This window comes from Brevundimonas sp. UYEF29 (genome assembly GCF_040546195.1).
Lineage (GTDB): Bacteria > Pseudomonadota > Alphaproteobacteria > Caulobacterales > Caulobacteraceae > Brevundimonas > Brevundimonas huaxiensis.
Genome location: NZ_JBEPNH010000007.1, coordinates 147,006 through 165,882 on the forward strand (window position 1 = coordinate 147,006; position 18,877 = coordinate 165,882).

At 67.6% G+C, this 18,877-nt stretch carries 15 protein-coding genes; 10 read left to right on the forward strand and 5 right to left on the reverse strand.

What is annotated here, in order from left to right; genetic code table 11:
• The first annotated feature begins 45 nt into the window (after window positions 1-45).
• From ABIB58_RS12355 to ABIB58_RS12385, 7 genes are all read left to right on the forward strand, one after another.
• Window positions 46-2,022, forward strand: a complete 1,977-nt coding sequence (locus ABIB58_RS12355) for a potassium transporter Kup (RefSeq protein ID WP_354041188.1) — start codon at window positions 46-48, stop codon at window positions 2,020-2,022.
• The gene (locus ABIB58_RS12360) at window positions 2,019-3,413 is read left to right on the forward strand and encodes an RsmB/NOP family class I SAM-dependent RNA methyltransferase (RefSeq protein WP_502909755.1); all 1,395 of its coding nucleotides are present in this window, start codon (window positions 2,019-2,021) and stop codon (window positions 3,411-3,413) included. Before ABIB58_RS12355 ends, ABIB58_RS12360 begins: the two co-directional genes overlap by 4 nt.
• Window positions 3,414-3,460: 47 nt before the next feature.
• Entirely contained in the window at window positions 3,461-4,135 is a 675-nt protein-coding gene (gene rpe / locus ABIB58_RS12365) for a ribulose-phosphate 3-epimerase (RefSeq protein ID WP_354041190.1), read from the forward strand.
• Window positions 4,132-5,979 (forward strand): heparinase II/III family protein, encoded by a 1,848-nt coding sequence (locus ABIB58_RS12370; RefSeq protein WP_354041192.1) that lies wholly within the window; start codon window positions 4,132-4,134, stop codon window positions 5,977-5,979. Before rpe ends, ABIB58_RS12370 begins: the two co-directional genes overlap by 4 nt.
• Window positions 5,980-6,124: 145 nt before the next feature.
• A complete protein-coding gene (gene purH, locus ABIB58_RS12375) occupies window positions 6,125-7,729 on the forward strand; it encodes a bifunctional phosphoribosylaminoimidazolecarboxamide formyltransferase/IMP cyclohydrolase (protein ID WP_354041193.1) in 1,605 nt (534 codons plus the stop codon).
• A 145-nt stretch (window positions 7,730-7,874) separates the two neighbouring features.
• Window positions 7,875-8,774 (forward strand): dienelactone hydrolase family protein, encoded by a 900-nt coding sequence (locus ABIB58_RS12380; protein WP_354041195.1) that lies wholly within the window; start codon window positions 7,875-7,877, stop codon window positions 8,772-8,774.
• A gap of 286 nt (window positions 8,775-9,060) precedes the next feature.
• Window positions 9,061-11,103 (forward strand): S8 family peptidase, encoded by a 2,043-nt coding sequence (locus tag ABIB58_RS12385; RefSeq protein ID WP_354041197.1) that lies wholly within the window; start codon window positions 9,061-9,063, stop codon window positions 11,101-11,103.
• Window positions 11,104-11,127: 24 nt separating this feature from the next.
• Here ABIB58_RS12385 and grpE read toward each other — a convergent pair whose 3' ends face one another.
• Together grpE and hrcA are read right to left on the reverse strand one after the other, a co-directional pair.
• Complete coding sequence (gene grpE / locus ABIB58_RS12390; RefSeq protein ID WP_354041223.1) at window positions 11,128-11,715, reverse strand: nucleotide exchange factor GrpE; 588 nt, start codon at window positions 11,713-11,715, stop codon at window positions 11,128-11,130.
• A gap of 44 nt (window positions 11,716-11,759) precedes the next feature.
• Window positions 11,760-12,818: a heat-inducible transcriptional repressor HrcA gene (hrcA, locus tag ABIB58_RS12395; RefSeq protein WP_354041225.1), complete on the reverse strand. Its 1,059-nt coding sequence runs from the start codon at window positions 12,816-12,818 to the stop codon at window positions 11,760-11,762.
• A gap of 114 nt (window positions 12,819-12,932) precedes the next feature.
• On the opposite strand from hrcA, the gene rph reads away from it, so the two are divergent.
• Both rph and ABIB58_RS12405 read left to right on the forward strand, forming a co-directional pair.
• Window positions 12,933-13,658, forward strand: coding sequence for a ribonuclease PH (rph, locus tag ABIB58_RS12400; protein ID WP_354041199.1), 726 nt, complete (start codon window positions 12,933-12,935; stop codon window positions 13,656-13,658).
• A gap of 64 nt (window positions 13,659-13,722) precedes the next feature.
• Complete coding sequence (locus ABIB58_RS12405) at window positions 13,723-14,184, forward strand: hypothetical protein (protein WP_354041201.1); 462 nt, start codon at window positions 13,723-13,725, stop codon at window positions 14,182-14,184.
• On the opposite strand, the gene glmM is transcribed toward ABIB58_RS12405, so the two are convergent.
• Window positions 14,181-15,527, reverse strand: a complete 1,347-nt coding sequence (glmM, locus tag ABIB58_RS12410; protein WP_354041203.1) for a phosphoglucosamine mutase — start codon at window positions 15,525-15,527, stop codon at window positions 14,181-14,183. The two genes, ABIB58_RS12405 and glmM, sit on opposite strands and share 4 nt — an antisense overlap.
• Before the next feature lie 161 nt (window positions 15,528-15,688).
• Here glmM and glmS point away from each other — a divergent pair, with 161 nt between their 5' ends.
• Window positions 15,689-17,503: a glutamine--fructose-6-phosphate transaminase (isomerizing) gene (glmS, locus tag ABIB58_RS12415; RefSeq protein ID WP_354041205.1), complete on the forward strand. Its 1,815-nt coding sequence runs from the start codon at window positions 15,689-15,691 to the stop codon at window positions 17,501-17,503.
• Here the strand turns inward: glmS and ABIB58_RS12420 are convergent.
• Window positions 17,464-18,132 carry a Crp/Fnr family transcriptional regulator gene (locus tag ABIB58_RS12420; RefSeq protein WP_354041207.1) on the reverse strand — a complete coding sequence of 223 codons (669 nt, stop codon included), beginning with the start codon at window positions 18,130-18,132 and terminating at the stop codon, window positions 17,464-17,466. The genes glmS and ABIB58_RS12420 overlap by 40 nt on opposite strands.
• A gap of 52 nt (window positions 18,133-18,184) precedes the next feature.
• The gene (locus ABIB58_RS12425; protein WP_354041209.1) at window positions 18,185-18,859 is read right to left on the reverse strand and encodes a Crp/Fnr family transcriptional regulator; all 675 of its coding nucleotides are present in this window, start codon (window positions 18,857-18,859) and stop codon (window positions 18,185-18,187) included.
• Window positions 18,860-18,877 lie beyond the last annotated feature (18 nt).

Consider the following 18,877-nt stretch of genomic DNA (forward strand, 5'->3'; position numbering starts at 1 on the left):
CGCTTTGAAGGGACCGACGCCGCGTCGGAGACCCGGAGGATACGCATGGCCGGGGACACTCCCCACGACGCGAGCGCTCCCTCGCCCGCGTCGAACACGCCGGACAAGCCCACCCACGCCACGGGTCCGGAATCCCACATCCCGGGCGGCCAGGCCGCCAAGCACGGCGGCTTCTGGGCCCTGACCATCGGCGCGATCGGCGTGGTGTTTGGCGACATCGGCACCAGCCCGCTTTACGCCCTGCGCGAGGCGATCGACCATGCACGCTCCGGCGTCGGCGGCGATCTGGCCGTAATCGGCGTCGTGTCGCTGGCGTTCTGGGCGCTGATGGTGGTGGTGACGTTCAAATACGTCTTCTTCCTGATGCGCGCCGACAACAAGGGCGAGGGCGGCACCCTGTCCCTGATGGCGTTGGCCCAGTTCGCGGTCGGTCGGCGCAGCGCCTGGATCTTCATCCTTGGCGTGTGCGGCGCGGCCCTGTTCTATGGCGACGGCATCATTACGCCCGCCATTTCGGTCCTGTCCGCCGTCGAGGGCCTGCAGGACGCGCCGGGTCTGGCCGGGCGGCTGGATTCCTTCATCGTGCCGATCTCGGCCGGCATCCTGATCGCCCTATTCCTAGTCCAGTCGCGCGGCACAGCCAGCCTGGCCAAGTATTTCGGGCCGATCACCGCCGTCTGGTTCCTCAGCCTGGGCGCGCTGGGCCTGTATCATATCTTCGACGACATCAGCGTACTGCGAGCCCTGTCGCCCCACTATGGCGTCATGCTTCTGCTCAACGACGGCTTCCTGGGCTTTGTGATCCTGGGCAGCGTCTTCCTCGCCGTCACGGGGGCCGAGGCCCTGTATGCCGACATGGGCCATTTCGGAAAGGCGCCGATCCGCATGGGCTGGCTGGCCTTCGTCCTGCCGTGCCTGACGCTGAACTATCTGGGCCAGGGCGCCCTGATCCTGGACAATCCGGCCGCGTCCGAGAACCCGTTCTGGAACATGGTGCCGCAGTTCGCCTATTGGCCGATGTTGATCCTGGCGACCGCCGCGACTGTCATCGCCTCCCAGGCGGTGATCACCGGCGCCTTCTCGGTGACGCAGCAGGCGGTGCAGCTGGGCCTTCTGCCGCGCATCGACATCAAGAATACCTCCGAGACCCAAGCCGGCCAGATTTTCGTGCCGGCGGTCAACACCTTCCTGATGGTTGGGGTTCTGGTGCTGCTGGTCGTGTTCCAGAGCTCGCATAACCTGACCGCCGCCTATGGGGTGGCGGTGACGGGCACCATGCTGGTCAATACGCTGATGGCCTACTCGGTCATCCGCAAGGGCTGGAAGTGGCCGATGTGGGCGGTGGTCGGAACCTTGCTTCCGTTCGCATTTATCGACAGCGTCTTCCTGACCTCCAACCTGCTGAAGATTCCGGACGGGGCGTGGATGCCGCTGGTGCTGGGCGCCCTGCTGGTCGTCGTGATGTGGACCTGGGTGCGTGGGACGCAGATCCTGACGGCCAAGACGCGCAAGGACAGCCTGCCGCTGACCGATCTGATCGAGATGCTTCAGGCCAGGCCGCCGCACCGTGCGCCGGGTATGGCCATCTTCCTGACCTCGGATCCCGACGTCGCGCCGGTCGCCCTGATGCACAATCTCAAACACAACAAGGTGCTGCACGAGAAGAACGTCATACTGACCGTCCGCACCTCCGAGCGCCCGCGCGTCAAGGAGGCCGACCGGGTGCGGATGGAGCCGATCAACGACGACTTCAAGAAGGTCACAGTCACCTATGGCTTCATGGAGACGCCAAACGTGCCGCGCGCCCTGGGCCTGTGCCGCAAACAGGGGCTGAAGTTCGACATCATGTCGACCAGCTTCTTCCTGGGGCGCCGCTCGCTGATCCCGTCGGCGCGTCAGGGCATGCCGCTGTGGCAGGACAAGCTGTTCATCTTCCTGATGCGCAACGCCGCCAATCCGACCGACTTCTTCCACATCCCGCCCGGCCGCGTGGTCGAGCTTGGCGCGCAGGTGGCGGTATGAGCACCGAGGGACGGGGCGGGCAGAGCTCGCAGGCGCGCGGGCGTCGCATGGCCACCAGGGGCCGCCCGCGCCCGGCCACGGTTGAGGCCGAGGCCCCTCAAGGTCCGTCGCAGGATGACATCGGCGTAGAGGCTCGCGTCGTCGCCGGCATTCTGCTGAACGCCGCGCTGGAGAAGCGCAACGGACTGGACGAAGCCCTGTCCCAGCCTGCCGCCCGCGCGCTGGAGCCGGTGGATCGCGCCTTCGCTCGCGCCGTCGCCATGGCGGCCCTGCGTCGTCTGGGCGAGATCGACCAGATCCTGGATCGCCGCCTGAAGAAGTCGCCGCCCGAGGCCGTGCGCACCCTGATGCGCATCGCCCTGGCCCAGACTCTGGTGCTGGAAACGCCCGCCTTCGCCGCCGTCTCGACGGCGGTGAAACTGGCCGAGCGTGATCCCAAGACCCGGCCTTACAAGAACCTGGTCAACGCCGTGCTGCGCGGGGTTGGACGCGAAGGCCCCGGCCTGACCACGGCCGAAAGCAATCTGCCGGACTGGATCGCGGCGCGCTGGAAGGCGACCTATGGCGAGGCCGCCCTGGCAGGTCTGGCCTTGGCCGCGCGCGAAGAACCCGCGACCGATCTCAGCCTGAAAATAGGCGTGGATCCCGCCGCCGTGGCTGCCGCTGTCGAGGGCGAAGCCTTGCCCGGGGGCACGGTTCGCACCGGCCGTCGCGGCGACGTGGCCGGCTGGCCCGGTTTCGAGGACGGCGACTGGTGGGTCCAAGACGCGGCCGCCGCCGTGCCCGGCCGGCTGCTGGACGTGAAGCCCAGCGAGACGGCGCTCGACATGTGCGCCGCGCCTGGAGGCAAGACGCTGCAACTGGCGGCCGCCGGCGCCGCCGTCGTCGCGCTCGACCGTTCGGTCCCGCGCCTGAAACGCCTGACGCAGAATCTTGAGCGGACCGGCCTGTCCGCCGAAGTCGTCGCCGTCCCGGCCGAGGACTGGGAGGATGTTCGCACCTTCGACGCGGTTCTGCTGGATGCGCCCTGCACTGCGACGGGCACCTTCCGCCGCAATCCAGAGGTCCTGCGCGCCACCAAACCGGCAGAGGTCGCCAAGCTGGCCGACGTTCAGCACCGCCTGCTCGACGCCGCCGCCGAGCGCGTGAAGCCGGGCGGCCGTCTGGTCTATTGCACCTGCTCGCTGGAGCGTGAGGAGGGCGAGACCCAGATCATCGCTTTCCTGCGTCGCAACCCTGCCTTCCGCACCGTCGCCGCCGATCCGGCCGCCGTCGGCGCTCCGCCCGAGGCGCTGACGCCCGAAGGCTGGCTGCGCATCCTGCCCTCCATGTGGGCCGAACATGGCGGACTGGACGGCTTCTTCGCGGCCAGGCTGGAACGGGTGTCCTGAGCGGGAGCGCCTTGCTCCTGCCCGCAACCCGCCTTATCCGGAAGGCCATGGCCGTTACCCCTCTGATCTGCCCGTCGATCCTCGCCAGCGATTTCGCGCGGCTGGGTGAAGAAGTCCGCGCGCTGGAGGCGGCGGGCGCCGACTGGATTCACGTCGATGTGATGGACGGCCATTTCGTGCCGAACATCACGCTCGGCCCCGACATCGCTAAGGCGATCCGACCGCACACGACCCTGCCGTTCGACGTGCACCTGATGGTCGCGCCGGTGGATCCCTGGCTGGAGGCGTTCCGCGAGGCGGGTGCCGATGTCCTAACCGTTCACCCTGAGAGCGGGCCGCACCTGCACCGAACCCTGGGTCGCATTCGCCAGCTGGGCGCCAAGGCCGGCGTCGTGTTCAATCCGGCGACGCCGCTGTCGATCCTGGAAGAGGTGGTCGATCTGGTCGATCTAGTGCTGATCATGTCGGTCAACCCGGGCTTCGGCGGGCAGAAATTCATCGACAGTTCGCTGAAGAAGATCGCGGGCGCACGGGCCATTCTCGACCGCGCCGGTTCGTCGGCTCACCTCCAGGTGGACGGCGGCGTGACCTCCGCCAACGCCGCCGCCTGCGTCGCCGCCGGCGCGGATGCGCTGGTCGCCGGCTCATTCGTGTTCAAGGGCGATTACGCGACCAATATCGCCGCCCTGAAAGCCGCGCCGGCTGCTCAGAGGTTCGCGTGAGCCCGCTCGGCCCCTTCGCCCCGCGGGGCCAGGAAACGACGCTGGACGTCGCCTCGGGTCAGATTCCCGGCCTGCCTGGCGCGCCGGTGCGCACGCCGGTTCGATCGGGCGACACGACTGCCGGACCCGGCCTGTGGCCCGCCATCGCCGGACGGTTGGCGACGCGGCAGCTGTGGATCGAGCTTTACGGCCTGCCCGGTTACGGCCTGACGCTGGGGTCGCCGCTGGGCGGAGGCAAGGTGACCGCTTTCGCCGCCACCCCGCGCGATTTCCGCCCGCATGATCCGGCGCCGGGGCGCAATGTTCTGGCCGGGCGTTTCATGCTGGCCGGCGCCTCGATGGAGGTCGAGCCCCCGTCCGATCCGTGGAACCGGCCCAGTCCTTCGCGGCCCTTTGCGGTTGAGCTTCACGCCTTCGCCTGGATGCCGGGGCTGATGGCCCAAGGCGACCGGGGCGCGCGTGAGGCGCTTCGTCTGACCCTGGCCTGGGCCGACGCCTTCGCACGATGGTCGCCCTTTGCCTGGGGCCCGGAAATCCTGGCGCGGCGGGTCGTCAATCTGGCGTGCGGCGCCCGGCGGATGGGCGCCGTTGCGACCGAGGTCGAGCGGCTGAAACTGGCCGATAGTCTGGCGCGCCAGACCCGACAACTGCTGCGTCCGCCCGGCGGTCTGGCCAGCCGGGCCGAGCGGTTGACGGCGGCGGCCATCGGCGGCTGCGTGCTGGCGGGGGCCCCAGGGCAGGCCTTGCGTCGCCGCGCGCTGTCGCGGCTGGACGGCGCCCTGAAGACGACGGTGCAGGCCGACGGCGGCCACGCCTCGCGCAGTCCCGAGGCGGGCCTCGAGCTGCTGCTCGATCTGCTGACGCTGGACGACGCCCTGTCGCAACTGTCCGAACCGACGCCGGAGAGCATCTCGGCCGCGATCGCCCGGCTGACGCAGGGCCTGCGCCTGCTGACCTTGCCCGACGGTCGTCTGGCCAGCTTCCAGGGCGGCGGCCCCTCCACCATTGAACGCGTCGCGGCCGCCTGCGCCCACGACGACGAAGCGACGGCCAGAAGCGAAGATGCGCCTGCAGCGACCGGTGCGGTCGCCGGCCTGACGCGCATCGCCAGCCCCCTGCTGACCATCATCGCCGACACCGCCCCGCCGGCGCGCGACGCGTGGGGGGCCGCCGCCTGCGCCCAGCCGCTGGCGCTAGAGATCGCCTGCGGCAAGGATCGTCTGGTGACCGGATCGGGCTGGACGCCGGCCTCCACCGACCGCCAGGCCCTGCGCCTGACGCCCGCCCATTCGACCCTGACCCTGGGCGAGCGGTCGCTGAACGAACCGCTGGGCGGCTGGAAGGGCGATCTGTTGGGCCCACGCTTGGTCGGACCGCCGATCCATGTGACCACCGACCTGCGCGACGGCGACGGCGCCGTCTGGCTGGAGATCGAACACGACGGCTGGAATGAGTTGTTCGGCCTGAACCATCAGCGCCGACTGTATCTGGACCAGCGGCTGGACGAGCTGCGGGCCGAGGAAAAGCTGTTCCCCACGCCCGGCCGCAAGGAGATGGTGCGCCAGATCGCGGCCCCCTACGCCATCCGTTTCCATCTGGAACCGGGGGTTCAGGCCTCTCTGGCGCGTGACCGGCGCTCGATCCTGCTGCGCGGCGCCTCGGGCCGGGGCTGGTGGTTCAGGACCGACGGTCCGGACGTGGCCATTGAGCCCAGCGTCCATATCGACGCTGGCCTGACCCGCCGTTCGCTGCAGATCGTGGTGCGCGGCTCGGCTCGCACCGACAGCGAGACAAAGATCCGCTGGAAGCTGAGCCCGGCCGGCGCCAGCGGCGAACCGACGTGACGCAAGAGCCTGATTCACGGCATCGACAAATCGCGTAGCGATTTGACCTCTGCCGATCAGGCCCTGAAACCGTCCGTGGGGTGACGGCGAAGCGGTTTGGGTCTAGACGGCGCGCCATCCTCCCCTGCCATCACGGACGCCGCCCATGCCCGCCGCTCCCGACTTTCCGCCCGCTCCCGACCGGGTCAAGCCGAAACGCGCCCTGATCTCCCTGTCCGACAAGGCCGGGTTGGAGGATGCGGCGCGCGTCCTGCACGATCTGGGCGTCGAACTGGTCTCGACCGGCGGCACGCGCGCGGCGATCGAGAAGCTGGGTCTTCCGGTCAAGGATGTCGCTGATCTGACCGGCTTCCCCGAGATGATGGACGGCCGGGTCAAGACCCTGCACCCCATCGTTCACGGCGGCCTCTTGGGCGTGCGTGACGCGGCCGACCACGCCCAGGCCATGACCGACCACGGCATCGGCGCCATCGATATCGTCTGGATCGACCTCTATCCGTTCGAAAGCACCGTCGCGGCCGGCGGCGCGTTCGAGGCGGCGGTCGAGAACATCGACATCGGCGGCCCGGCCATGATCCGCTCGGGCTCCAAGAACCACGGCTACGTCGCCGTCGCCGTCGACGGCGAGAGCATCGGCCTGATCCTCGAGGCGCTGAAGGCAGAAGGCTCGACCAATCTGGCCCTGCGCAAGCGCCTCGCCGCCCGCGCTTTCGCCCGTACCGCCGCCTATGACGCCGCCGTCTCCGGCTGGTTCGCCGGTCAGATCGAGGATGCCGCGCCGGCCCGCAAATCCATCGCGGGCGCGCTGGCCCAGACCCTGCGCTATGGCGAGAACCCGCACCAGACCGGCGCCTTCTACCGTACCGGCGAGCGTCGTCCGGGCGTGGCCTATGCCGAACAGGTTCAGGGCAAGGAACTGGGGTACAACAACATCGCGGACGCCGACGCCGCCTATGAGCTGGTGGCCGAATTCGAACAGCCGGCCGTGGTCATCGTCAAACACGCCAACCCGTGCGGCGTGGCCGTGGGCAAGGATCTGTCCGAAGCCTATGCCCGCGCCTTGGAATGCGACGCTGTCTCGGCCTTCGGCGGCGTCATCGCGGTCAACCGCCCGCTGAACGGCGATGACGCCCGCGCCATTACTGGCATCTTCACCGAGGTCGTCATCGCCCCCGGCGCCGACGACGAGGCCAAGGCCGTCTTTGCGGCCAAGAAGAACCTGCGCCTTTTGATCACCGACGGCCTGCCCGATCCGCATGGGCCGGGCGAGGTGTTCCGTTCGGTCGCCGGCGGCTTCCTGGTGCAGAGCCGCGACCGGTCGCTGATCAAGCCATCGGACCTGAAGATTGTCACCCAGCGCCAGCCGACGCCGACCGAGATCCAAGACATGCTGTTCGCCTTCACCGTGGCCAAACACGTCAAGTCCAACGCCATCGTCTACGCCAAGGACGGCCAGACCGCCGGCATCGGCGCCGGCCAGATGAACCGCCGCGACAGCGCCCGCATCGCCGCCATCCGCGCCAAGGAGGCTGGAGAGGCCAAGGGTCTGACCCAGTCGCTTGCTGAGGGCTCGGCCTGTGCGTCTGAAGCCTTCTTCCCCTTCGCCGACGGCTTGCTGGAAGCCGTCGCGGCTGGGGCCACGGCAGTGATCCAGCCGGGCGGCTCCATGCGTGACGCCGAAGTCATCGCCGCCGCCGACGAGAAGGGGATCGCCATGGCCTTCACCGGCGTACGGGTCTTCAGGCATTGATGAAGGGAAGAAGGGCGCTAACGCGCGCGACGCGGTCGCTCGCTGCTTGAGCGCCCTTCTTCCCGTTTTAAAGCGCGCCTTATCGTGACTGGACGACTGCCGTCGGCCGTGATGCTCTCACGTCTTTCCCGCGTTGGAGCGTCCCATGACCGTGCTGATCCGCCCCGAAGGCCAGAGCGCCGACGATCTGAAACTGAACCGTCGAACCCTGGGCGCCTTGGGGGGCTTGCTCTTTTCCGGCTATGCGGTCGCGGCCCTGGCCCAGGAAGCCAAGCCCATAACGACCGACGCCGAGGGCCTGTCGACCGAGACCGTGACCTATGCCGCGCCGGACGGGTTCCAGCTTCCGGCCTATGTCGCCCGGCCGGCGGGCGACGGCCCGTTCCCGGTCGTGGTGGTGGTGTCCGAGATCTTCGGTGTCCACGAATATATCCGCGACATCTGCCGCCGTCTGGCCAAGCAGGGATACGCCGCCATTGCGCCGTCCTTCTTCGTCCGGGTCGAGGATCCCGCACCGCTGTTGGACATGCAGCGGATCATGCAGATCGTTGGCGCGGCGAACTATGAGCAGGTGATGGGCGACCTGTCGGCGACGCTGGAATGGGCCAGCCAGCAGTCGTGGTCCAAGGACGGCAAGGTCGGCATCACCGGCTACTGCTGGGGCGGCAAGGTGGTGTGGCAGGCGGCGGCCCGCTTCGCCGCCATCGGCGCGGGCGTGGCTTGGTATGGCCGTTTGGCGCCCGCCGCAGACGCCACGCCGGTTCAGATCTCATCGGGCCAACCCTGGCCGGTCGACATCGCCGACGATCTCAAGGCGCCCGTGCTCGGCCTGTACGGCGGCAAGGATCAGGGCATCCCATTGGCCAGCGTCCAACGGATGCGCGAAGCCCTGGCCCGCGCCGGCAAGACCGGCAGCCAGATCATCGTCTATCCCGACGCCCAGCACGGCTTCCACGCCGACTACCGCGCCAGCTACGCGGAGGCGGACGCCAAGGACGGCTGGTCCAAGCTGCTGGCGACGTTCGATAAAGCGTTAAAGAATTAGGGTGTTACTGGTGCGAAGGCTGCGGGGAGCAGTCTCGAGTATGGGAGAGTAGGGCGTGAACGGATTGCGACTTCGCGGGGCGATCGTCCTGGGTATCGGTCTGCTGTTTCTGCCTCTCGCAGGTTGCGGAGGCGGTGGTGGAGGCGGTGGCGGCGGCGGCACGATCACGCCCCCCGTTCCTCCGCCCCCGCCACCCCCGCCGCCTCCCCCACCTCCGCCCCCACCACCGCCTCCGCCTCCCTCGGTCACGTCGAGCGAGTATCTGCGGAACTACGGCCTGGCCAATATGAAGGTCCAATCCGCCTGGCAGGCCGGGGCGACCGGGGCCGGCGTCACCGTCGCCGTTGTCGACTCCGGCATCGCCAATACCTTGCCAGAGTTGGAGGGGCGTATCTCCAGCGCCTCGACGGACGTCGTCGTGGGGCGCAATACGCCCTATGTGGCGTCAAGCAGTCACGGCACGCGCGTGTCGGGCGTGATCGCCTCGAACTTCAACGGGTTCGGTACGATCGGGGTGGCGTACAACTCGACCATCCTGTCGATCCGCACCGATATCTCTGACTGCACGGACAAGAATACCGAGGTCTGTTTCAGCAGTTCGGATCTGGTGCGCGCGCTGGATTACGCCGTCGCCAATGGCGTCAAGATCATCAACATGTCGCTGGGCGGCGATGGAAGGCTGGGCTCAGCGTTCGAAGCGGCGCTGCTGCGAGCCGTGAATTCGGGCGCCGTGATCGTGGCTTCGTCGGGCAATGACGGAAACGCCAATCCGGGCTGGCCCGCGCGTTACGCTATCGACCCCCGGTTTGCCGGCAGCGTCGGCGCGGTCGGATCGCACAACGCCACCGATGCGATGTCCAGCTTCTCGAACCGGGCAGGGGATACGGCGGCCGGCTATATTTCTGCGCCGGGCGAGGATGTGATTACAGGGTGCGAGGGCACGTCGTGCTGGCGCGTCAACGGCACATCCTTCTCAGCGCCGCATGTCTCCGGCGCGCTCGCTTTGCTGATGCAGGCTTTCCCCAATCTGACGGCGCGCGCGGCTCTGGACATCTTGCTGACTACCGCCCGCGACGCCGGCGATCCCGGCACGGACATCGTTTATGGGCGCGGCCTGCTGGACATGGCCCGCGCCTTCCGGCCGGCAGGGACGACATCGACGCCGATGGCCGATGGAAGCTCTATCGTCAGCATGAGTGAACCGGGCAGCTTCATCGGCGCGGCGTTCGGGGACGCTTTCCGTCGACAGACGGCGCTGAATACGGTGCTCTACGACGCTTACGGTCGCATGTTCGCCGTCCAACTGGGCGGCGCCTATCCGACTGCGCCCAGCCGGTCCTATCAGGCGGCGCCGTTCGAGCAGAACACCACGGCGACAACCACCCTGGCCCTGCCGGGCGGCGGTCGATTAAACCTGATCGCGGCCCAACCCAGCGCCCGACCCGACCCGATCGCCCCTCGTCACGATCTCTACGATGCGCCCTGGATGGGGGAGGAGCCGCGTCAGGAGGCGATGCTCGACGTCGCCACGGGCCGTATGAATTTCTCGGTCTGGCAAGGCAAGGGCGGGGCGACCTCGCCGTTCAACGGTGCGGCGGGCGACGGTTTCGCCGCCCTGGCCCAGGCCGATCACGCCGTACGCGGCGCTATGCGGCTCGGCGCGGTGACGGTCTCTGGCGAGAGCGGCGGCGGCGATCGCCGGATGCCGCTGCGTCGTGTCGAGCAGGACGCCTCTACCTACAGTCGCGCGGCGATCGGATGGCGCGGAGCGGACGGCGGTCTGTCGTTCAGCGTGGGCGCCTTGGATGAACGGCTCGGGCCTTTGGGCGCCTTCCTGCCGGGTGGATCCGACTTCGCCCTGCCGTCACGGACCAGCTTCTATGCCTTGGGTGGCGACTGGACCCTGCGGCCGGGCCTGCGCCTGATCGGCGAGGCGGGGATGGGGTCGACGCGGATCGAGGGCCGGTTCCTGTCGATGGATCAGGCAGCGATCAGTTCGAACTGGCGGCTGGGCCTGCTGACGGGCTGTTCGATGATCTGCGACCGAATCAGCTTCACCCTGGCTCAGCCGCTCAGGATCGAGCGCGGAACCTTCTCGGCCATGCTGGCGGATGTTCCAGTCGAATATTTCGATCCGCTGACCTATTCGCGCCGCAACATCTCGGCGACGCCCAGCGGCCGTCAGATCGACTTCATCCTCGGTGGCGAACGCCGGCTGTGGGACGGGTCCAGCATGACGCTTCAAGCGGTCGCCAACCGCGAGCCGCGCCATGTCGCAGACGCGCCGCCGGAGTTCGCCTTGATCGGAGCCTGGCGGCGTCAGTTCTGACCGACGCCGCCTGACGACTGCGGATCAGGCCTTGCCGTCGAAGGCCTGACCGTCGGTGGCGGGGGCGGCGCCATAGGGGTTGGGAGCCTGGGCGCCGGATCCCTTGGCGGCGACGACCACCATGGCGGGGCGGACGGTGCGACCGAACAGTTCGAAACCGGACTGCATGGTCTGGATCACCGATCCGCCGGGCACGGTCTCGGACGGCTGTTCCATCATCGCCTGGTGCAGATGCGGGTTGAAGGCCTCGCCGGTCTGGGGCGCGACGCGCTTCAGGCCGTTGGCGTCGAAGGCTTGCAGCAGGGCCTTCTGCGTCAGTTCCAGACCGGTCACCAGACCGGCGGTCGCGCCCTCGGCGTCCTTGGGCGCAGCCATCAGGGCGCGCTCCAGATTGTCGGCGACGCCCAGCAGGTCCTTGGCGAAGCGCTGGATGGCGAAGGCGCGGGCGTCGTTCTGCTGCGTCTCGGAGCGGCGCTTCAGATTCTCCATCTCGGCGGCGACACGCAGGGCGCGGTCCTTCCATTCGTCACGCTCGGCAATCACGGCGTCCAGCGGCGCCAGATCGTCTGACGGATGGGCGTCCAGGCCGTGTTCGGCGTTGGTTTCGGCCATGTCGGCGTCCACGGCGTTCAGTTCGTCGTTAAGGGGCTTGTCGCTCACTTGTCGTTCCCGTCCAGCATCCGGCCCAGCACCCGGGCGGTATAGTCCACCAACGGAATGACACGGGCGTAGTTCAGTCTTGCGGGGCCTATCACGCCGATGGCGCCCAGAACCCGCTGTCGGCCGCTCATATAGGGCGCCGCGATCACGGCGGAACCCGAAAGTGAAAACAACCGTGTCTCCGCGCCGATGAAAATGCGCACGCCCTGGGCCGCGTCGACACCGTCCAGCAGGCCGATCAGCTGTTCCTTCTGCTCCAGATCGTCGAAAAGGACGCGGACCCGCTCCAGATCGGCCAGGCCTTCCCGTTCCTGAAGCAGGTTGGCGCGACCCCGCACGATAAGGGCGCGCTCCCGGTCGGCGCCCCCGGACCAGGCGGCGAATCCGTCCTCGACCAGGCGGGCGGCGGTCTGGTCCAGTTCACGCCGTGCGATTTCCAGCTCTTGCGCCATCTCGCGCCGGGCGTCGGCGAAGGGGCGGCCGCGCAGGCGGGCGTTCAGGAAGTTGGACGCCTCGACCAGGGTCGACGGCGTGACGCCGGCCGACAAGGTCATGATGCGGTTCTCGACCGTGCCGTCGTCGGCGACGATGACGGCCAGGGCCTGATCGCCGCCCAAGGCGACGAACTCGACATGTTTGACGCCGGAATCGCGCACCGGGCTGGAGACGACGCCCGCACCGCCGGCCAGGCCCGACAGCAGGTTCGACGCTTCATCCAGCGCCGCTTCGAAATTTCGCCCACGCCCCGCCAAGCGCCCGTCGATCTCACGACGCTCTTCCTTGGTCAGGTCGCCGACTTCTAGCAGGCCGTCGACGAACAGGCGCAGGCCCGCATGGGTCGGGATGCGCCCGGCCGAGGTGTGGGGCGCCGCCAGCAGGCCCGCGAGGGTCAGATCCTGCATGGTGTTGCGGATCGAGGCGGGCGACAGGGCGATGCCGCCCAGCGACAGCGTCCGCGACCCGACCGGCTCGCCGGTTTCCAAATAGGATTCCACGATACGACGGAAGATGTCGCGCGCCCGCGCATCCAGCCCCGCCAGACCCGAGAGGGCCAGATTCGGGGATGGGCCGGCGTCGAACGGCGGGTTTTTCGGGGCATACAGGCTCACGGTTTCAGGATAAGCACCGCCGCCACAGCTTCCAAGGTCAGACTTCCAAGAGTCCCTCCCATGCGCCATTCGCAACGCACCGACGATCAACTGCGTCCCGTGACCATCGAGACCGGCGTCAACCGCTATGCCGAGGGCTCGTGCCTGATCAGCTTCGGCAACACCAAGGTGCTGGTGACCGCTTCGATCGAGGACAAGGTGCCGGGCTGGATGCGCAACTCGGGGCAGGGATGGGTGACCGCCGAATACGGGATGCTGCCCCGCGCCACCCACACGCGCGGCCGTCGTGAAGCCGCCGCCGGCAAACAGTCGGGCCGCACGCAAGAGATCCAGCGATTGATCGGCCGCTCCCTGCGCGCCGTGGTGGACTTGAAGGCGCTCGGCGAACGTCAGGTGCTGATCGACTGCGACGTCATCCAGGCCGACGGCGGCACCCGCACGGCGTCGATCACCGGCGCCTGGGTCGCCATGAGCCTGGCCCTGAATTATCTGCGCGACGAGGGCGTGCTGAAGGCCGATCCGATCACGGACCAGGTGGCGGCCGTGTCGTGCGGCGTATGCGACGGCGTACCGGTGCTGGACCTGGATTACGAAGAGGATTCGGAGGCCGAGGCGGATTCGAACTTCGTCCTGACCGGCTCGGGCCAGATCGTCGAGGTCCAGGCCACCGGCGAGAAGCGCGGCTTCTCACGCGCCGAGTTCGACCGGCTCTTCTCGCTGGCCGAGATCGGCTGCACCGAACTGTTCACCCTGCAAAAGGCGGCCTTGGCGGCGGTGAAGCGATAGGGGGTTTCACCTCGAGGCGCGGACGGGCATCTTCGTCCGGTCAGTCCTGACCGGAGACAAGTCGATGCGTCGATTCCCCTGGCTTTCGATGGCCGCCTGCGTTGTGTTGATGGCCGGATGTCAGCGCGCTGATCCAGCCGATCAGCCTGCGTCCGGAGACACTGCTGCAAGCAGCAACGTCATCGACGCGGTTCCGCTGGCGTCGGACGCTCCGCCGCCTGCCGCGCCCGCCAAGCCGGCGGCTGCGGAGAAGGAAGCCGCCAAACCGGCCGAGGACCCTGAGGCCAGCATTCCCGAGGGTCCAGACATGCCCGCTCAGCTGGTGCCGATCAGTGAGGTTCCCTGCCGCGACGCCATCGGCGCCGCCGCCTCGGCCCGGCTGGTCGAGCGCTGCATCCAGGTCAGCCCGGCGACCCGCCCGCCCTGCAACGCCGCCAACCCCTGCGAGCTGATCCAGGGGGAGATCAACCGGTCCTGCAAACTGTGGGAACGCGACGGCGACCCGCCGGCGGCGTGCAAGCCCTAGGCTGAGCGCACCGCGCCCGCCACATCGGCCACCACCCGCTTGACCAGCGCCTCGTCGTCGCCCTCGGCCATGACGCGGATCAGCTTTTCCGTGCCCGAGGGACGCACCAGCAGCCGTCCCTGACCGCTCAGGGCCGCTTCGGCCTCGGCGATGGCGGCCTTGACCGTGTCGGTCTCCAGCGGCTTGTCGGCGGTGAAGCGGACGTTCTCCAGCTTTTGCGGCACGGGATCGAACTGGCGGGCCAATTCGCTCATCGGCTTGCCGGATTCGACCAGGACGGCCAGCACCTGCAGCGCCGCCATCAGGCCGTCGCCGGTGGTGGCGTGGTCGTGCAGGATGATGTGGCCCGACTGCTCGCCACCGATGTTGAAGCCGCCTTCGCGCATCCGTTCCATGACATAGCGGTCGCCGACCTTGGTCCGCTCCAGCGTCAGGCCTTCGGACTTCAGTTTACGCTCCAGCCCCAGATTGGACATGACGGTGGCCACCACGCCCCCGCCGGTCAGGAGGCCGCGCCTGGCCCAGTCCAGTCCGACCAGGGCCATGATCTGATCGCCGTCCACGACCCGGCCTGTCTCATCGCAGATGATCAGCCGGTCGGCGTCGCCGTCCAGGGCGATGCCGATATCGGCGCGGTAGCGTTTGACCGCATCGGCCAGGGTCGCCGGATGGGTCGAGCCGCACTCGGCGTTGATGTTGGTGCCGTTCGGGGTGACGCCCACAGGGAAGACTTCGGCGCCCAGTTCGAAAAGGGTTGTCGGCGCGACCTTGTAGCCGGCGCCGTTGGCGCAATCGACGGCGATGCGCAGCCCCTGCAGCGTCAGCCGCTTGGGGAAGGCCTGTTTGGCGATCTCAATATAGCGGGCCTGGGCGTCGTCGATCCGCTTGACCCGGCCCAGCTTGTGCGACGGCGCCAGGCCCTGGTCCAGGCCCTGGTCCATCATGGCCTCGATCTTCAGCTCGATCTCGTCCGACAGCTTGTAGCCGTCCGGGCCGAACAGCTTGATCCCGTTGTCGGCATAGTCGTTGTGCGAGGCCGAGATCATCACGCCCAGATCGGCCCGCATCGACCGGGTCAGCATGGCGACGCCGGGCGTCGGCACAGGTCCGAAGGTGCGCACGTCCATTCCGACCGAAGCAAACCCCGCGACCAGGGCCGGCTCGATCGTATAGCCGGACAGACGCGTATCCTTGCCGATCACCACCAGATGGCGGCGGTCGTCGTCGGTACGGAACAGTTTCCCGGCGGCCAAACCGACGCGCAGCGCGACCTCGGCCGTCATCGGATAGGTGTTGGCGCGGCCGCGAATGCCGTCGGTGCCGAAATATTTTCTGTCGCCCAAGGCTTGGTCCTTTGTTTCGGGTAACGTTCCGAAACCCCTTTTTTGATGCAGCCCGCCTTAAGATTGCATAGACGGCCGGTGGGGCTTGATGTGTGGCTTAGCCTCGGATCGCCGCCAGTGCAAAGCGGCGCCCCTTTCCTGACTTCTCGGAGCCTTCGCTCATGTGCGGCATCATCGGCGTCACCGGCAATGGTCCTGTCGTTTCCCGGCTGATCGACAGCCTGAAACGGCTGGAGTACCGCGGCTATGATTCCGCTGGCGTTGCCGCAGTCGTGGACGGCTCGGTCGAGCGCCGCCGCGCTAAGGGCAAGATCCGCAATCTGGAAACCGTGCTGGCAGAGAATCCGATGACGGCGACGGTCGGCATCGGCCATACGCGCTGGGCCACGCACGGCGCGCCCACGACCGCAAACGCTCACCCGCACAAGGCTGGGCGCGTTACCCTGGTCCACAACGGCATCATCGAGAACTTCGCCGAGCTGAAGGCCGAACTGGCGGCCGAGGGTCATGTTTTCGAAAGCCAGACCGATACCGAGGTCATCGCTCACCTGCTGAATGCCGAACTGAACACCGGGCGCTCGCCATTGGAGGCGTTCAAGATCACGCTGGACCGGCTGACCGGCGCCTATGCGCTGGCGGTGTTGATCGACGGGACGGACGACCTGATCCTGGGCGCGCGACGCGGCAGCCCCCTGGTGGTCGGCTGGGGCGAGGACGAGATGTATCTGGGCTCGGACGCGCTCGCGGTCGGTCCGTTCACGCAGAAGATTTCCTATCTGGAAGAGGGCGATTACGTCGCCGTGACCAAGGCCGGCGCCCAGATGTTCGACGTGGCGGGCAATCCCGTCGAGCGCGCCATCGTTCAGGTCTCGGCCTCTTCGGCCATGGTCGAGAAGGGCGAGTATCGCCACTTCATGGAAAAGGAGATCCATGAACAGCCCGACAGCGTCCAGCACACCCTGTCGGAATATCTCGACCTGGTGACGGGAAAGGCCAAGACCAACCCCGTCGATTTCGCCGCCATCGACCGCATCCAGATCGTCGCCTGCGGCACCGCCTTCTACGCCGGGCAGATCGGCCGCTACGCGTTCGAGAAGCTCGCCGGCCTGCCCTGCGACGTCGAGATCGCATCCGAGTTCCGCTATCGCTCGCCCGCCGTGTCGAAATCGACCCTGGCCGTCGCCGTCAGCCAGTCAGGCGAGACCGCCGACACCCTGGCCAGTCTGACCTGGTGCAAGGCGCAGGGGTTGCAGACCGCCGCCGTCGTCAATGTTCACTCGTCCTCGATGGCGCGCGAAGCGGCCGTCTTGTGGCCTACCCATGCCGGGCCCGAGATCGGCGTCGCCTCGACCAAGGCCTTCACCGCCCAGGTCGCGGCCCTGCTGGCCCTGGCCGTGGCGGCGGGCGTGGCGCGCGGCCGGATCGATACGGCTCACGAGGCCGAGCTGGTCAAGGCTCTGTTCGAAAGCCCGCGCCTGATCGCCGAGGCACTGACGATGGGCGACAGCATCCGCGCCGTGACCCACGATCTGTCGAAGGCGGACGACGTCCTGTTCCTGGGCCGGGGCGCCATGTTCCCGCTGGCGATGGAAGGCGCGCTGAAGCTGAAGGAGATCAGCTATATCCACGCCGAGGGCTATGCCGCCGGAGAGTTGAAGCACGGCCCGATCGCCTTGATCGACGAAGAGACCCCGACCATCGCCCTGGCTCCGCTGGATGATGTGTTCGAAAAGACCGCGTCTAACCTGCAGGAGGTCGCCGCGCGGGGCGGTCCGGTCATCATGATCGCGCCGGAAAAGGCCCCCGACCCGCACGGCGCCGGCATTCGCCGAATCCACGCCCCGGACTGTCACCCGCTGATCGCGCCCCTGGTGTATGCCGTGCCGGTGCAACTGCTGGCCTATTACACCGCCGTTCAGAAGGGCACTGACGTGGATCAGCCCCGCAACCTGGCCAAATCCGTCACGGTCGAATAGGCCGCGTCGGTCATCCGCCGCAGGGCGTCTGCATCGGTGATCTGGATCGCGCCGCGCCGCAGCCGCACGGCGCCGGCGGCGCAGAGTTCGGTGCAGGCGGTCGATATGCTGGCGCGTCGTACGGCCATCAGATGCGACAACTCGGTTTGACGAAGGGCCAGGACGTCGCCTCCCTTTCGGTCGTGAACATCGAGCAATAGGGCGGCCAGGCGCTGGCTGACTTTTAATGTGGCGTGGCGCGAAAGCTCAGCCTGAAGGGCGATGTTGCGACGGCGAAGATCAATCAACGCCATCTCGACCAGACTGTCGCGATCGATCTTTTGCGCCAGCTTGCGAGCGGAGACGGTCAGGTATCGTCCGGCCGTCAACCAAACGGCCGACTCTGGCTCACCGCCGCCCAATACAGCGTCGAAGCTGATCACGTCGTCGCTGGACGCCAGCCCATGCGACAGAGCGCCGTTGAGCCCGATCCGCGCCAGAACACCGGACAAGATCAGCGTGACGACAGCCTCGCCACTCTGTGTGGCTGAGGTTCGCGCGCCAGCCTCGGCGAAGAAGGCGTCGCCTTCGTCCAGGCCCTGCACCGCAAGGGCGGACAATAGGGCGTGCGCGAGGTTCGGCTGGGACATGCCTCGTCTAGACGGCCGATCGCCGTTCGGTGCGATAACATGCGTTAAGTGATCAGACGGGCTCGGATTGCAGGCGCAAATAGGTGGGGTCGAACTCGGCGATCTCGGCCAAGCGACGCCAGTCGAGAATATCGATGCGCCCGCCCGCCCAAGCGACGACCCCCTCGCTGCGAAGCTCGGAAATCAGGCGGCTGACATGGACGGTCGAGAGGCCCAGCGCGTCACCCAAGGTCGTTTGCGTCAGCGGGAGTTCGAAGGTCAGATCGCCTGTCTGGCCGACGGCCTGGAGCCGAAGGTAAAGCTCGCACACAAGATGCGCCAGATGGCCCAGACCGCTACGCCGGCCCATGGCGACCAGCCACTGCCGGTGGATGGCGGCGTCGATGATGGTGTCCAGCCAAAGCAGTCGGCCCAAGTGTGGATGTCGCTCGGTGATGTCGATCAAGCCGCTGTGCGGCGCCTCTGCGATCACGCAGTCGGTCAGGGCGACGACGCCGTGATCCATCTGCTTCATCAACAGGCTGTGCAGGTCGATGAAGTCGCCGGACACATTGATTTCCGTGATCTGACGCGACCCGTCCTCCAGCGTGGAGTAACGCGCCGAAAAGCCCGAAATCAGAAGGGTGCTGTGCAGCGGGCGGGTGTGCTCGCTGACGTGACCCCCTGAAACTCCTCCAGGAATAGCTAGAGTCCGCCCAACGAAGGACGGACAGAATGAAGCGATCAAGGTTCACGGAAGAGCAAA

Excerpts from the sequence above, each read along its gene's own strand:
- grpE (WP_354041223.1), bottom strand. The coding sequence starts at position 11,715 with ATGGCCGAAACCAACGCCGAACACGGCCTGGACGCCCATCCGTCAGAC.
- ABIB58_RS12385 (WP_354041197.1), top strand. The coding sequence starts at position 9,061 with ATGAAGGTCCAATCCGCCTGGCAGGCCGGGGCGACCGGGGCCGGCGTC.
- rpe (WP_354041190.1), top strand. The coding sequence starts at position 3,461 with ATGGCCGTTACCCCTCTGATCTGCCCGTCGATCCTCGCCAGCGATTTC.
- ABIB58_RS12405 (WP_354041201.1), top strand. The coding sequence starts at position 13,723 with ATGCGTCGATTCCCCTGGCTTTCGATGGCCGCCTGCGTTGTGTTGATG.
- ABIB58_RS12420 (WP_354041207.1), bottom strand. The coding sequence starts at position 18,132 with ATGTCCCAGCCGAACCTCGCGCACGCCCTATTGTCCGCCCTTGCGGTG.
- purH (WP_354041193.1), top strand. The coding sequence starts at position 6,125 with ATGCCCGCCGCTCCCGACTTTCCGCCCGCTCCCGACCGGGTCAAGCCG.
- ABIB58_RS12360 (WP_502909755.1), top strand. The coding sequence starts at position 2,019 with ATGAGCACCGAGGGACGGGGCGGGCAGAGCTCGCAGGCGCGCGGGCGT.
- ABIB58_RS12380 (WP_354041195.1), top strand. The coding sequence starts at position 7,875 with ATGACCGTGCTGATCCGCCCCGAAGGCCAGAGCGCCGACGATCTGAAA.
- glmS (WP_354041205.1), top strand. The coding sequence starts at position 15,689 with ATGTGCGGCATCATCGGCGTCACCGGCAATGGTCCTGTCGTTTCCCGG.
- rph (WP_354041199.1), top strand. The coding sequence starts at position 12,933 with ATGCGCCATTCGCAACGCACCGACGATCAACTGCGTCCCGTGACCATC.
- ABIB58_RS12355 (WP_354041188.1), top strand. The coding sequence starts at position 46 with ATGGCCGGGGACACTCCCCACGACGCGAGCGCTCCCTCGCCCGCGTCG.